General features: G+C 48.5%; 10 protein-coding genes and 1 riboswitch. Of the genes, 5 read left to right on the top strand and 5 right to left on the bottom strand.

Features of this window, described 5'->3' with window-relative positions:
• Nucleotides 1–10: 10 nt before the first annotated feature.
• Nucleotides 11–1,078: an outer membrane beta-barrel protein gene (locus P2W70_RS28620; protein ID WP_276485002.1), complete on the top strand. Its 1,068-nt coding sequence runs from the start codon at nucleotides 11–13 to the stop codon at nucleotides 1,076–1,078.
• 244 nt (nucleotides 1,079–1,322) lie between these two features.
• Here the strand turns inward: P2W70_RS28620 and P2W70_RS28615 are convergent, their stop codons facing one another.
• Complete coding sequence (locus tag P2W70_RS28615) at nucleotides 1,323–3,902, bottom strand: phosphoenolpyruvate carboxylase (protein WP_276485001.1); 2,580 nt, start codon at nucleotides 3,900–3,902, stop codon at nucleotides 1,323–1,325.
• A gap of 462 nt (nucleotides 3,903–4,364) precedes the next feature.
• Here P2W70_RS28615 and thrA point away from each other — a divergent pair, with 462 nt between their 5' ends.
• The 4 genes from thrA (at nucleotide 4,365) to P2W70_RS28595 (ending at nucleotide 10,213) form a co-directional block, all read left to right on the top strand.
• Entirely contained in the window at nucleotides 4,365–6,809 is a 2,445-nt protein-coding gene (thrA, locus tag P2W70_RS28610) for a bifunctional aspartate kinase/homoserine dehydrogenase I (RefSeq protein WP_276485000.1), read from the top strand.
• Nucleotides 6,810–6,877: 68 nt separating this feature from the next.
• Nucleotides 6,878–7,843, top strand: a complete 966-nt coding sequence (locus tag P2W70_RS28605) for a homoserine kinase (RefSeq protein WP_276484998.1) — start codon at nucleotides 6,878–6,880, stop codon at nucleotides 7,841–7,843.
• Between the two features lie 34 nt (nucleotides 7,844–7,877).
• The gene (thrC, locus tag P2W70_RS28600; RefSeq protein WP_276484997.1) at nucleotides 7,878–9,182 is read left to right on the top strand and encodes a threonine synthase; all 1,305 of its coding nucleotides are present in this window, start codon (nucleotides 7,878–7,880) and stop codon (nucleotides 9,180–9,182) included.
• A gap of 95 nt (nucleotides 9,183–9,277) precedes the next feature.
• Nucleotides 9,278–10,213 carry a DUF2167 domain-containing protein gene (locus P2W70_RS28595; protein WP_276484996.1) on the top strand — a complete coding sequence of 312 codons (936 nt, stop codon included), beginning with the start codon at nucleotides 9,278–9,280 and terminating at the stop codon, nucleotides 10,211–10,213.
• 98 nt (nucleotides 10,214–10,311) lie between these two features.
• On the opposite strand, the gene P2W70_RS28590 is transcribed toward P2W70_RS28595, so the two are convergent.
• From P2W70_RS28590 to P2W70_RS28575, 4 genes are all read right to left on the bottom strand, one after another.
• Complete coding sequence (locus P2W70_RS28590) at nucleotides 10,312–11,568, bottom strand: homoserine dehydrogenase (protein WP_276484995.1); 1,257 nt, start codon at nucleotides 11,566–11,568, stop codon at nucleotides 10,312–10,314.
• A 172-nt stretch (nucleotides 11,569–11,740) separates the two neighbouring features.
• A complete protein-coding gene (locus P2W70_RS28585; protein ID WP_276484994.1) occupies nucleotides 11,741–12,922 on the bottom strand; it encodes a trans-sulfuration enzyme family protein in 1,182 nt (393 codons plus the stop codon).
• A 261-nt stretch (nucleotides 12,923–13,183) separates the two neighbouring features.
• Nucleotides 13,184–13,297, bottom strand: a riboswitch (SAM riboswitch).
• Between the two features lie 228 nt (nucleotides 13,298–13,525).
• Entirely contained in the window at nucleotides 13,526–14,194 is a 669-nt protein-coding gene (locus tag P2W70_RS28580; RefSeq protein WP_276484993.1) for a porin family protein, read from the bottom strand.
• Nucleotides 14,195–14,252: 58 nt separating this feature from the next.
• Nucleotides 14,253–14,924, bottom strand: coding sequence for a YiaD family glycine zipper/OmpA-like lipoprotein (locus P2W70_RS28575; RefSeq protein WP_276484992.1), 672 nt, complete (start codon nucleotides 14,922–14,924; stop codon nucleotides 14,253–14,255).
• Nucleotide 14,925 lies beyond the last annotated feature (1 nt).

The raw sequence follows: 14,925 nt of genomic DNA, 5'->3' as shown, positions 1-14,925 counted from the left end.
ATCTTTAGCAATGTTAAGAAAATTCTCTGTATTGGCCATAGGTATGGCCTGTTCGACGTGTGCTTTCTCGCAAGACTCAACTAAAAAATCAAATTTTAATATCTCCGGCTCCGCAGATGTCTATTATAGGTACAATTTTGCTAATCCGACCAAAGACCCTGCTTTCGACCACTACAATAATTTCACCAGCTTCACCAATACCCACAACACCTTTGCATTGGGTATGGCCTCTGTCAAAGTTGAGCATTCCATCGGTAAAGTAGGCATGGTAGCCGACCTTGGCTTTGGTAAAAGGGCCGAAGAATTCTCTTACAATGATGAGAATACTCAATTGGCAGTGAAACAGTTGTACATAACTTACGCGCCTTCCGACAAAATCAAGTTCACCCTGGGTAGCTTTGGTACGCATATCGGATATGAGTTGCTCGATGCTTACCTGAACCGTAACTATAGCATGAGCTACGGCTTCTCTTATGGTCCCTTCTTCCATACTGGCCTGAAAGCAGACATCAGCTTAGGGGGTACCAGTGCCTTGATGGTGGGTGTTACCAATCCTACCGACTTCAAGAGCGCCAGTGTAGAGCCTAAAATGTTCATTGGCCAGTTCTCTACTGGTACGAAAGACGGCGCTTTAAAAGCCTTCTTAAACTATCAGGGAGGTAAATATGACGATGTTTCCCGTCTTACTCAGTTCGACCTAACGGCAACACTGGCAGCATCTGCCAAGTTTGGCCTGGGATTGAATGCTACCTGGCAGTCGCGCAATGCAAAGGGTAGTGATGATAAATGGGGTGATTCGAACAGCTGGTATGATGCAGCGTTGTATGTAAACTACGATCCTATTTCCTGGTTTGGCCTCACACTGCGTGGTGAATACTTCAATGACAAGAAGGACGTACTGGGTTTCAATACCTCTATTGTTGCGCCCACCTTGTCAGCGAATTTCAAGATCGATAACCTGACCATCATTCCCGAGTTCAGGTTCGACAATGCCAAAGATGAGATGTTCCTGAAACACAACCTGGCACCTACCAAGTCTACCGGATCATTCATCCTGGCTGCCACCTATCATTTCTAAGAACACTGTTGAAATATCTGCCTGGTACTTCTATCGCCATTTTTCATAACAAAACAAAAGAGTGGCTACAGCATCAACGACTACTTGTTCACACAGCCATTCAAAGTCACTCAGGAGTTTAGTGTTGTTTTGTTAAGAATGAGAGGCACCGGGCGACCGGTGTCTCCTTTTACAGAACGACACCCGAAAATAAAAAAGCCGTCTCTTTCAAGAGGCGGCTTTTTATATTTTGTACATCGATAGGTTATGCAGAGTTTCTGCCGGCATTGATGATGCCAAAGGAACAGCGGATCACCAGCTTCTCGAATATTTCTTTATGGCCGGCAGGCGCCTGTTGTTCTTCCAACTGGCGGATACGGGTCATGGCATATTGCTGAATGGTTGTCAGCGGTAGTACAATCCTTTCCCGCGTCTGGATCGATAGCTGTTCAACGGGATAATCGTACATCAACTCGTTTTTGCCCGAAAGTTGGAAGATGAATTTCTTCGTAAGCTCATACTCGTGAAAGATCATATTCCAGATCTCGCCATAGCGCGGGTCGTTCGACAAGTATTCGGTAAGCGGGAAGAAGCATTTTCGCATCGCCATCTCGCAGTTGTCGATCAGTGTTTTGAAGAACTGCGAGTTTTTATACAGTTGCTTGATGGCGGGCAGTTTACCACGCTTCTCCAGTGCCTGCAAAGCCATGCCTACACCATAGTAACCGGTTACGTTTTGCTTCAGCTGGCTCCAGGCGCCTACGAACGGAATCGCCCGCAGGTCCTTCAGGCTCAGTTTGGAGGAACTGCCCCGTTTGGCAGGACGGCTACCAATATTCGTTTCACTGTAAAATTTCAACGGGCTTATATGTGCCAGGTAATTCAGGAAGTCAGGGTGGTTCTTCAACGTGGTATACGCTTTCAGACTCTCGTCGGCCAGTTCTTTCAATAACACTTCATCTTCTTTGTGCAAGGTTTTTTCCCTGGTCTCGAAAATCGAATTGGATATACCTGCATTCAGCAATTGTTCGATATTGAATTGTGCTGAATCGATCGTGCCGAAGTTGGAACTGACGGTTTGCCCCTGGATGGTAAGCTGGATCTCTTTGTTGGAGATGTTGTTGCCCATGGAGGCATAGAACTTATGCGTCTTGCCACCACCTCGTGCGGGAGGTCCTCCACGACCATCGAAGAATACCACATCAATCTCGTAGTTGCGCGAGATGCGGGTGAGTTCTTCCTTTGCCTTATAAATGCTCCAGTTGGCCATGAGGTAGCCGCCATCTTTCGTACCATCTGAGAAACCAAGCATGATCGTCTGGCGTTTGTTGCGGCGTTTCAGGTGTTCGCGATAAACCTCGTTGTTGTACAGGGACTCCATCACTTCGCCTGCCTTTACAAGATCATCGATCGTTTCAAACAGAGGCACGATGTCGATGTTCAATGTGTCCCTGGTCCAGCCATTCATCAGGAACAGGCCATACACTTCCATGAGGTTTAAGGCGCTGTTACATTGGCTGATGATGTACCTGTTGGAGCCTTCCGGGCCATTGTATTCCTGGATATTGCGGATCGTGGTAATGCTTTCCAAGGTATCGCGTATCACTCCTTCCTCGTATAATTCGGGATGAGCAGTGCCTTTAATATTTGCCAGTGCGGTAATCTTCTCCTGCTCCGACAGGCTGCTATAATTGTCGGGCAGCAGTTTCTCTTTGTCGGCAACGGCTTCCAGTACCGTGTTGTGGATCGAGCTGTCTTGTCTTACATCCAGGGAGGCAAAGTGCAGCCCAAATACCTGGATCTTGTTGATCAGGTTTTCTACCAGGTGTTGGAAGAGGCCATTGTGCTGGTAGGTCAGGATCTCGCGGATCTTATACAGTTCTCCGAGAATACCGTCTTTGGTAAGCGCGGTACGTTGACCGGGAATGAATATGTTGTTGTACAGTTGTTTTTCCAGTTCGGCCAGGATGGTATCGATGCCTTTGAAGGTCAGGCGCCGTTTCAGTCTGCGAACATCGAGGTAGTAACATTTGATGATACTGCCGCGAAGCAGGTCTGCCACTTTAAGGGTCGTGTCGGCTGTTACGAATGGGTTACCATCGCGGTCGCCGCCTGGCCAGAAGCCCATCGTGATGAGCGGATTGTTGTCGGGAATAGCTTGGTGAAACTGATTTTTCAGGAAGGTGACGATCCTGCCGGCTGCCGGGTAAAATACATTTTCCAGGTACCAAACCAGGCTGATCGCTTCATCAAATGGGGTAGGCTTTTGCTTTTTGAAGAAAGGCGTTTTACCCAGCTGCTGAAGGTACATGTTGATCTGGTTCGTGTTGTTGTCGGCCAGTGCCTTCGACAGATCGTTGATGATACCCAGAACGGAACCGGGATAGAATTGAGTAGGGTGGGCAGTCAGTACCAGGCGGATGGAGAAGTCTCGTAACTTCTCGGCCAGCTTCTCCTGTGCGTTTTCCTGAATGACTTCCGATTCAAGGTACTTGAGGGTACCAATTCCATTCATGTCCTGTACATCACGGAAAGACGCATCTTCCAAAGCATCGAACAATACCACCTGGCGTTCCACATATTGAATGAATCGGAACAACAGATCACAACGATCCTGGTCCTTCTGATACGGTGTATGCTTTTCGAAGAACTCTTCGATGATCTGCGTCGGGCTTTGTTTGTGTTTATACCCCTCTTCACAGTTATTTAATAATAATGATAACAGGATACCTGTTTTCTCGATGCGGTGAAATGGGAGTGATGTAAAAAGGCTGTTGTAAAGTTGGAACTTGATACCTACAAAGTTCTTGAATTGCTGCAGTCCTCTCGTCGACTGGTGGTCCATATGGAATGTATTTTTGGCAATAATCAATTGATTACATATAACAAGCAGCAACACAAATGGGGATGAAAGTACGATGAAAAATCAAGAAGACAAAAACTAGCAGGGTGGAAGCGGCATCAGCAAGCCGGGTTGATTAGCTGTACGCTCTATAAGGTAGTCGGTACTGCGAAGGCCCTTTTTCATCATTACTCTACATACCTGATAGACATTTTTCTATAAACTAACACTTGTTATCGTTTTGTTTTGTATATTTGGTTATCCTTACGTTTTGGTACGTAGTCAACACGATATTATTTCTTCTTCCTCCATTGTAGCTTCCACGGCTACAACAACGACTACAATTATCACAACCCGCTAAGGGTTGTACGTTTCCATATTACCAATTGGGCTTTTAGCTGATCTTTCCCGGAAGGGATCATTACTTTCTATTCTTATCTTACCATACAACTAATCATACACGATATGCAGGTCCTCAAGTTTGGCGGTACTTCGGTAGCCAATGCAGATAACATCAACAGGGTGGTAGCCATTGTGCAACAGGCATTACAGCAGGAAAGAACCGCTGTTGTCGTTTCGGCCTTCGGTGGCGTAACCGACCATCTTCTGAAAGCCGGGGCGTTGGCCGCCGTTGGCGATGAATCTTATAAAGAAGTGCTCTCGGCCATTGAGCTCCGGCATCTCGATGCCGTTAAGGTATTGGTACCTATAGCCACGCAAAGCAGTATCCTGAGCTGGGTGAAGCAGCGTTGCAATGAGATAGAAGATATCTGCAATGGTGTTTTCCTGTTGGGCGAGCTATCCGATCGTACCCGTGACCGCATCGTGAGTTTTGGAGAATTGATCTCTTCGCAGATTGTGGCCGCCAGGCTGAAGGCGCTTGGGGCAGATGTAGTATGGAAAGATTCGCGTGAGCTGATCCTGACCGATTCCAATTATGGTTACGCGGCTGTTGACTTTACACTGACCGACTTCAACATCCGCACTTATTTTGCAGAAGCCAAAGAGTCGTTGTTTATTCTGCCTGGCTTTATTGCCGCCAATGCAGAGGGGCTTACTACCACCCTGGGACGTGGTGGCTCCGACTATACCGCGGCCATTCTTGCCGGTGCGCTGGAAGCAAGGGTGCTGGAGATCTGGACCGATGTGAGTGGTATGATGACCGCCGATCCCCGCCTGGTACCACATGCCAAAGCATTACCTCATATTTCTTACCAGGAGGCGATGGAGCTATCTCATTTTGGGGCCAAGGTAATCTACCCGCCTACCATTCAACCCGTGATGAAGAAAAGCATTCCGGTGTGGATCAAGAATACCTTTGAGCCACAGGCACATGGTACCGTTATCGAGAATGAAGTGGTAAAACGAAATGGTAACAATATTCGTGGCATCACCAGCATCAACAAGATCGCGCTACTGAGTCTGGAAGGTAGCGGCATGGTGGGTATTCCCGGCTTTTCCAAAAGGCTTTTCGAGGCGTTGGCTGCCAGGCAGATCAATGTCATTCTGATCACCCAGGGTTCTTCCGAACATTCTATCTGTGTAGGGGTAGATGAGGCCTACGCCAACGACGCCCGTAAGGCGGTAGATCAAGCATTTGGCTATGAAATAGAAACCGGTAAAGTAGAGCCGCTGATCGTCGAGGCAGGCCTTTCTATTGTAGCACTGGTTGGCGACAATATGAAAAGCCATCCTGGTGTGAGCGGAAAGATGTTTGGTGCCATCGGTCGCAACGGTGTCAACATCCGGGCCATTGCGCAAGGATCCTCTGAGCGGAATATCTCTGCAGTCATAGCAGCGGCAGATGTGAAGAAAGCGATCAACGTGCTGCATGAAGAATTCTTTGAGACCAGCTACAAGCAAGTCAATCTGTTTATCGCAGGAGCTGGTAATGTTGGTAGCAAACTGCTGGCCCAACTGGCCCAGCAACAGGGTTATTTACTGGAGCAACTCCGTTTGCAGGTGCGGGTAATTGGCATAGCCAATAGTCGTAGGATGATCTTCAATGATGAGGGCATAAACCTGCAGCAATGGAAAGAGGTATTGGAAAAGGGAGAACCCATGGACCTCAACCGGTTTATCGATAACATCCGTGCCAAGAACCTGCGCAATGCTGTATTTGCCGATGTTACTGCCAATGACCAGGTCGCCAAGGTGTACGAGCGGTTGCTGGGAAAAAGCATTTCGGTGGTTGCCTGCAACAAAGTAGCCTGTTCGTCGGCCTATGCCTACTATCGTAAGTTGAAGGACCTGGCGCGCGAATACAATGCCGCCTTCCTGTTTGAGACCAATGTTGGCGCCGGACTTCCCGTTATTGGCACGCTCAATGATCTGATGCGCAGCGGTGATGTCGTTAACCGGATTGAAGCGGTGCTAAGCGGTACCCTTAACTTTGTTTTCAACAACTATAATGGCGAAAAAAGCTTTGCAGAAGTGGTGAAGCAAGCGCAGGATGAAGGCTATACCGAGCCTGATCCCCGCCTCGATCTCAGCGGTACCGATGTCATGCGTAAGATCATGATCCTGGCCCGGGAGAGCGGTGAGCGCTTGGAGATGGATGATATTACCAACAATACCTTCATGCCTCCCTCCTGTATGACTGGTAGTGTGGATGACTTCTATGTGGAAATGGGCAAACAGGAGGCGCATTTCAAAGCATTGTACCAGCAAGCGGTACAGGCAGGGAAGAAGCTCAAGTTTGTCGCGAAATATGAAAATGGAAAGGCCTCGGTTGGGCTGCAACACATCGATCCGCAACATGATTTTTATCACCTGTACGGAAAAGACAATGTTGTATTGTTCTACACCAATCGATATGCCGAGCAACCATTGGTGGTGAAAGGTGCTGGCGCAGGAGCTGAAGTAACGGCATCGGGTGTCTTTGCCGATATTATCAGAGCGGCTCACTAAACGGCGTAGTCAATTATTCAGCAGCGAATGAATATGTGGGACAGGGAAAACTTCATCAAACAGCAACAATGAAAGAACAATTACTGAAAAGCAAACAGGTAGAAGCAGGTAATGCAGTCAAGGTCTTCGCGCCAGCTACTGTAGCCAACCTCGTTTGCGGATTCGATGTACTGGGTATGGCCCTGCACAAGCCGCAGGACCTTATGGGGGTACAGCTAACCGATCGACCAGGCATTTCTATACGACATACCGATGGATACCAATTGCCGGTAGAACCGGCAAAAAATGTAGCGGGGGCTGCCCTGCTGGCACTCCTGGAAGAGGCCGATACCCCCTTTGGATTCGAGGTGACCATCGATAAACGGATCAAACCAGGCAGTGGTCTGGGCTCCAGTGCTGCCAGCTCTGCGGGTGTTGTCGTAGCGGCCAACCATTTACTGGGCCATATTTTCACCAATGAAGACCTGGTGCGTTTTGCCATGAACGGTGAAAAAGTTGCCAGCGGCGTCAAGCATGCCGACAATATTGCACCCGCCATTTATGGCGGCATTACCCTGATTCGTTCCATTTTTCCACTCGACATCGTGCAACTTACTGCACCCCCGCTGTATGTGACCGTAGTACATCCGCAGATCGAAGTGCGGACTTCCGATGCACGGCAGATCCTGCGCAAAGAGGTACAACTGAAAAGTGCGATCCGGCAGTGGGGTAATATCGCCGGCCTGGTCACCGGATTCCTGAAAAATGACTATGGGCTCATCGGCCGCTCCCTCGAAGATGTCATCATTGAACCCGTGCGTAGTATGCTGATCCCGGGGTTTGACGACGTCAAGAAGCACAGCAAGGAAGCGGGTGCACTGGGTGGTGGTATTTCTGGTTCCGGTCCTTCCATCTTTATGCTCAGTAAAGAAGAGAGTACCGCCCAGCAGGTAGAATATGCCATGACCGAGGTGTACGTAAAACTCGGTATTGAGTTCAAGACCTATGTCACCACCATCAGTTATGAGGGTGTAAAGGTCATGGATGCAGAATAATCAACTTCAATAAACAGCTATAACGAAAGCTCCGATGCGCTACTTTAGTTTGAACAAGCAGTCTCCGGATGTAGGTTTCAAAGAAGCTACCCTCCAGGGACAGGCCCCCGACAAGGGGTTGTATTTTCCTGACCATATTCCGGTCATCGAAAAAGAGTACTTCGACAAGATAGAACAATACAGCAACGAAGATATTGCCTTCCGCCTGCTGAAGCCGTATGTGGAAGGAGCCCTGCCAGATGAAGAGCTGGCCAGGATCGTGGGCGAAACCATCAACTTTCCCATACCGCTTGAAAAGGTGCGGGAGGATATTTATTCACTGGAGCTTTTCCATGGCCCCACGCTGGCATTTAAAGATGTAGGGGCCCGGTTCATGAGCCGCTGCCTCGGTTATTTTGCCAGGGAGCGTAGCGAACGGGTAGTGGTACTCGTTGCCACCTCCGGAGACACGGGTGGAGCCGTTGCCCATGGTTTTTATGATGTGCCGGGTGTTGATGTGGTGATCCTGTATCCATCTGGCAAGGTGAGCAGTGTACAGGAAAAGCAGTTGACCACCCTGGGTAAAAATATTCATGCACTGGAAGTAACGGGCAGCTTTGATGATTGTCAGCAACTGGTCAAGCAGGCTTTCACGGATGCCGCACTTACTTCCCGTATTTTTCTGACAAGCGCCAATTCTATCAACGTGGCGCGTTGGTTGCCGCAGCAGATCTATTACCTGCTGGCCTGGAAACAATGGAAGGAGAAGGAGCAGCCGCCGGTTATCTGTGTGCCGAGCGGTAACTTCGGCAATATCTGTGCTGGCCTGTTGGCACACCGGTCTGGCTTACCTGCCAGTCATTTTATTGCAGCCTGCAATGCCAATGATGTGGTGACCCGTTACCTCCAGGGAGGCGACTATCAGCCTCAAAAGGCGGTACCGACTTTGTCCAACGCCATGGATGTTGGTAATCCCAGCAATTTTGTAAGGATACTGGAGCTGTTTAACCATGAATTCGGATCGCTGTCGAAGGTGTTGAGTAGTGCCAGCATCAGCGACGAGGAGACAAAGCAAACCATCAGGCGGGTATTTGAGCAGGACGGCTACCTGACCGATCCCCATGGTGCCGTGGGTTTGCTGGCATTGGAGCGTTACCTCGGTGAGCATCAGGGGCAGAGGGGCTTTTTCCTGGAAACGGCTCACCCGGTTAAGTTTTATGATGTGGTAGAGCCTGTAATCGGTACGGCGATCCCGTTGCCCCCAGCTGTGCAATCAATCGTGGACCTTGAAAAGCAAAGCCATGTCATAGCGCCTGACTATGAGGAGCTAAGCGCGTATTTGCGTGGCCGGTACCATTAAAACCAACTGCCAGCTTGAAAAATAGATCAGGAAAAGTTTTTGGGTGCGGTAAAAAAACGGTTAATTGCCGGCCATAAACCCCCAAACTCTCCAACATGAAAAAGTTGATTTTCCTGCTGGTCGCCGTGATGGCTACCCGTTTGCTGTATGCGGGCGACAAAGATTCGCTGCAGCTGACTGCCTACCAGCATATCGTCGATTCTGTAAGATCGGCGTTGAAATACGAAACCGGCGTTGTCAATTTGCCCAATAAGGTGGCTAAGCTCAATGTGCCTGCCGGATTTAAATTCCTGAATGCGGAGCAAAGCAAATTCGTGATCACCGAACTCTGGGGCAACCCTCCCCGTGAAGATGTGGACGGTATGATCTTTCCGGTAAACGCCGATCCGTTCAGCGACAGTAGCTACGCGTTTATCATATCCTACGATGCTATGGGTTATGTGAAGGACGAAGATGCGGATGAAATGGACTACGACAAGTTGCTGAAACAAATGCAGGAGGAAGAGCCGGAAGCCAATAAAGAAAGAGCAAAATTGGGCTATGAGTCCATACACATGATCGGCTGGGCACAAAAGCCTTATTACGATAAAGAAAACAAAGTATTGCATTGGGCCAAGGAATTGAAATTTGGAGAGGATGATGGCGTACATACGCTGAACTACGATGTCCGTATACTGGGTCGCAAAGGGATTCTTTCGCTCAATGCGGTGGGTACCATGGCCGAGTTGCCCCTGGTAAAGAAAGACATCGGTAAGGTGTTGCACATGGCCACTTTTACGGAAGGTAACGCCTACAAAGATTTCGATTCCAATATCGATGAGGTAGCAGCCTGGACGATTGGTGGTCTGGTAGCGGGCAAGTTACTGGCCAAGGCAGGTATACTGGTTGTGCTCGCCAAGTTCTGGAAGCTGATCGCCATTGGCTTGGTAGCAGCCGGTGGATTCATCATGAAGTTCTTCAGGCGCAAAAGGAATGAAGAGCCGGAAGTGGCTGTGGCGCCGGTCGAAAACAACAACGAGACCAACGCATAAACAAAATAGTAATTACATAAAGAAGCCCCCTTACAGAAGTAAGCGGGCTTTTTGCTTTTCATGCAAATACAACAACAAAAAAACAGACGAACAAAGTCTTATATAATGCCTGCCAGTTCCAGGCTTTTCTTCTTCAGTTTTCGGATCTCCACATCTTCGATGATCGCCTCGGGCGAGAGGATCAGGGAAGTATTGTTTTCCTTCCACCAGCTATTGTCCTGTAATTCTTTGAAAGGCAATACCCCCACGAGGTATTTACGATCGGTTTCGGCATGCCATTCTTCGATCCACTCGAATTTGTCTTTGGGAATGAACTTCCAATCGTCGAAGCTGACATATACGCGAACATAAAAATCGCTGGTCAGTTCCTGCGGTACGTGATGGTATAGCTTCTTGTATTCGTATTTATATTGATAACGAAGTGCCGATAGATCACTCAATACGGCAGAAGCCGTCGGGAAGCTACCAGCCCCTTTGCCATAAAAGAATTGCTTGTCGGCGAATCCGCTTTCGATGACTACTCCGTTGTATTCGTTCTTTACGAAAGTAAGGTGATCATCCTGCTTGATGAATTGTGGCAACACAAAGGCTGCTACTTTGCCGTTCTGGAGTTTCTTGGCTTGTGCCACCAGTTTGATGTCGAAATGTTTTTCAGCAGCTACCGTAGCGTCGCTGCCCTGGATATTCTGGATACCGTTGAAGACGATATGGTCGGTGGTCTCCACAATGCCATAGGCATGGGTGATGAGGAACGCCCATTTGTTGACGGCATCATATCCTTCCACATCCAGTTTGGGATCAGTCTCTGCAAAGCCCAATTGCTGGGCCAGCAATACCGCTTCCTGGTAGCCGAGCTTATCCTCGAACATCTTGGTAAGGATGAAATTGGTTGATCCGTTTACAATGGCCTTGATGGAATGCAACAGGTCATTGTCGTAGTATTCTTCCAGGTTCCGGATCACGGGAATGGAAGCACAGGCGGCAGCTTCGTACAACAGCGACCTGCCGGTCTTTTGCTGTAATTCCAGCAATTCGGGAAGATTTTCCGCGATCATCTTCTTGCTGGCGCTTACCACATCTTTACCGTTTTTGAGGGCTGTGGAAACGATCTCGAAGGCGGGTACCGATTCATTGATCACTTCTACGATCACATTGATCTCGGGGTCGTTGAGCAGCAGGTCTTTGTCTGTAGTGAAAAGATCCTCAGGGGCTTCCCGCTTTTTACCGGGGTTTTTGATACATACTTTCTTGATGGTGGCTTTCAGCGAAGGGGTTTGTTGTAATACCTTGTATAAACCTTCACCTACCACACCAAAACCGAATAAACCAATTGTCAACTGTTTGTGCGCTTCCATGTACTATTGCGATTTTTTTTGTTCCTGAACTGTTGTTTGTTGTTGTCGTTGTGTTGCTATTGCATCGGCTATCGCCGGTAAATGCTACCCCTGATGGGCCAGTATATCTTTAACAGGTTTTCTTGGATAATGTTTATTGGTGGCCCTTGGCCGAACTGTTTGCCAGCACTATTTAAGCAGCAGCCGTACTAAGGTTTTTCGCCGACTGCGCCAATACGCCATCCAGGGCTGCCTGCAGGTCTTCGATCAGGTCCTCTGCTTCTTCCAGGCCAATGCTCAGGCGCAGCAGGCTGTCTACAACACCGGCAGACTGGCGCTTGTCAGCTGGAATCGTCTTATGGGTCATGGTGGCCGGATGACTGATCAGGCTCTTGATACCTCCCAGGCTTTCAGCCAGCTTGAAGAGGTGGGTAGAAGTGGCAAAACCCGTGGCCGCTTCTACGGTGTCCTGTTTTAAACTGAAGGTTACGATGCCACCAAAGCCCTTGCTTTGCTTTTTAGCAATAGCATGGTTCGGATGGGTGGCCAAACCGGGATAGTATACTTTATCGACTGCAGGGTGTGTTTGCAGGAATTGAGCAATTTCCAGTGCCGTAGTACAATGCTGGCGAAGACGTAGGTGCAGCGTCTCGATGCCACGGATCACCAACCAGCTATCAAAGGGGCCGAGGATATTACCACAGGCATTTTGAAAGAATTTGATCCTGGCACCCAGCTCTTTGTCTTTGGTCACTACTGCGCCGGCGATCAGGTCGCTATGACCACCCAGGTATTTGGTGGCAGAATGCACAACGATATCTGCTCCCAGCAACAAAGGTTTTTGTAAGGCAGGCGTGGCAAAGGTGTTGTCTACACAAAACAGGATGTTGTGAGCTTTTGCAATCTTGCCGATGGCTTCGATGTCCGAGATCTTCAACGTGGGGTTGGTGGGCGTTTCGAGCCAGATCAGCTTCGTTTGTGGTGTGATCGCATCCAGTATATTGGCCGGATCCGACGTGTCGACGAAATTGATCTTGATACCAAATTGCTGATAGACTTGTGTAAACAGGCGGTAAGCACCTCCGTAGATATCGTCCACGGCAATGATTTCGTCGCCGGTCTTCAACAGTTTGGCGATGGCATCGATAGCTGCCAGGCCGCTGCTGAAAGCGAGCCCTACTTCACCACCTTCCAGGGTAGCCAGCAGGCTTTCGAGGGTAGCTCTGGTAGGATTGCCACTGCGGGCGTAATCATACCCTTTGTTGACGCCCGGTGCGTCTTGTACAAAAGTGGATGTTTGATAAATAGGCACAGAGATAGCGCCGGTCAGTGGATCTACAGGAATGCTGTGAATGAGTTGTGTTGTCGCTTGCATGATAAACAGTTTTTTGTTCTGGCCGCTGTGCGGCGTGTGAACGATGAATGATGATTAAACAGTGTTCTGCGACAGCACTTATCAAGAGGATGTTCTTCGGAAGGAATTTCGTTATTGACTGGAGTGTGTCTGTAGGCTGCAAAGTTTTCATCGGAAAACTGTTGTCAGATACGGACGGAGCCAAAAACAAAAAAGCTCTTCCGATGAGTCAGAAGAGCTTTTCTAATATGTTGTATACAATATTGTAGAAGCTATTGATCTGACTTATCTGTCTCCAATTTGCATTGGAGCTGGACGTGGCACCTTATCACACTTTCGTGTGACAGGTTGTCAAGGCTTCATCGGGCCATTTCCCTCTGCCTTTCTTGATAAGAGATGTTAAAAGAACTGGTGCAAAGATAGAACCGCGTAATAAATTTCCAAATTTCTTTTCATAAAAGAAGGCCGGAAGGTGTTCAAGAGTGCAGTGAAAATGTTCGTTAATAGCTTAATAATGATGTGTTTAGAAGGCCTTGAAAAATATTCGCTAAAGATGGGGAAGTATCTGCCAACAAAAAGGGACGCCTTTTCGTGGCGTCCCTCTTATAAACTTGGCTCTTTGTGTTAGAAACGATATCCCAAAGACACACCAAAACCGGTGTTCTTGGTATAGTTGTCATCCGTATCCAACCCGTCCGTTTTGGGGCTGATATTGGCCAGACCCAATTGGGCATTTAACTGGGCAGAAAGCCGGTTGCTGAATTCGTACCCAAACAGCAGATTACCACCAAAATCGAAACGTCTGATGGTATAGCCGTACCGAATTGCTTCAGCGCCGGTCAGTTTGCTATTAAACTCCAGGTCGATATCACCATTGTCGCGTTTGATCTTACCGCCGATAGCATACCCTGCATAAGGTCCTACACCGAGTAACAGGTGACCGGTACCGAGCATCGGCTTGTACAGGAAGGTAACGGGCAATTCCAGGTAAGAGATGTTGAATTTGCTGTTGTTGTTGTCGTCAAGATCGGCGCCCTTCGTCGTGAACAACAATCCTGGTTGCAGGTAGAACTCATCTGCCAAAGGGATCTCGGCATTGACACCTACATTGAATCCAGTCTTTATTTTGTTGTCGAGATCTGCTCCGATGAATTCACCGTTCAGGTTCTGAAAATTGACACCGGCACGGATGCCAAAACTGGCGCCGCCTGTTGCAGCTTTCTTGCTTTGGGCCAGGGTCAGTAATCCGGTAAACAAACAGGCAGTAATAAGTGCGATCGCTTTCGTTTTCATACGCTATTGATTTAATTAATAACTTTCTTTTAAAGGTATTGGTAAGTAAAGTCATGTGTTATTGACCCGACTCTTTCTTCGCATCCTGCTTCATCTTATCGTTGGCAGTGATGAGGAAGTTGACACGACGGTTTTGTGCACGTCCGTCTTCGGTATCATTTGAAGCAACAGGGGCAGTTTCACCATAACCTTTAGTCGTGACACGGCCGCTGGCTACACCGCGGTTCTTCAGGTAGGTAGATACGGCCGTGGCTCTTTTCTGCGACAAGGTCATATTGTACGCATCAGCGCCTTTGCTGTCGGTATGGCCCTGGATCTCGATATCCGTATCGGGGTATTCTTTCAATACATTGACCAGCTTGTCGAGGTTACCTTCTGCGGTGGCTGACAGGTCAGACCGGTCAAAGCCGAAAAGGATCTTATCGCTGAATTCAACGACGATGCCTTCGCCTACGCGTTCAACTTTGGCGCCAGGTACGCGGTTTTCAATTTCTCTCGCTTGCTTATCCATTTTCTTACCGATCAGGGTTCCGCTGACGCCGCCAACGGCTGCACCAATGATGGCTCCCAATGCAGTGTTTCCTGCTACTTTACCGACTACAGCGCCAACTGCTGCGCCGCCTGCTGTTCCGATAACTGCACCTTTCTGTGATTTGTTCATACTCTTGCAACCGCCTAATAAAATGGCAGCGGCCAAGATGGCTGTGAGGGTGTTGTGAAGTGGTTTCATG

This window comes from Paraflavitalea pollutisoli, assembly GCF_029360705.1.
GTDB classification, from domain to species: domain Bacteria; phylum Bacteroidota; class Bacteroidia; order Chitinophagales; family Chitinophagaceae; genus Paraflavitalea; species Paraflavitalea pollutisoli.
This window is presented reverse-complemented; position numbering and strand designations above follow the sequence as displayed.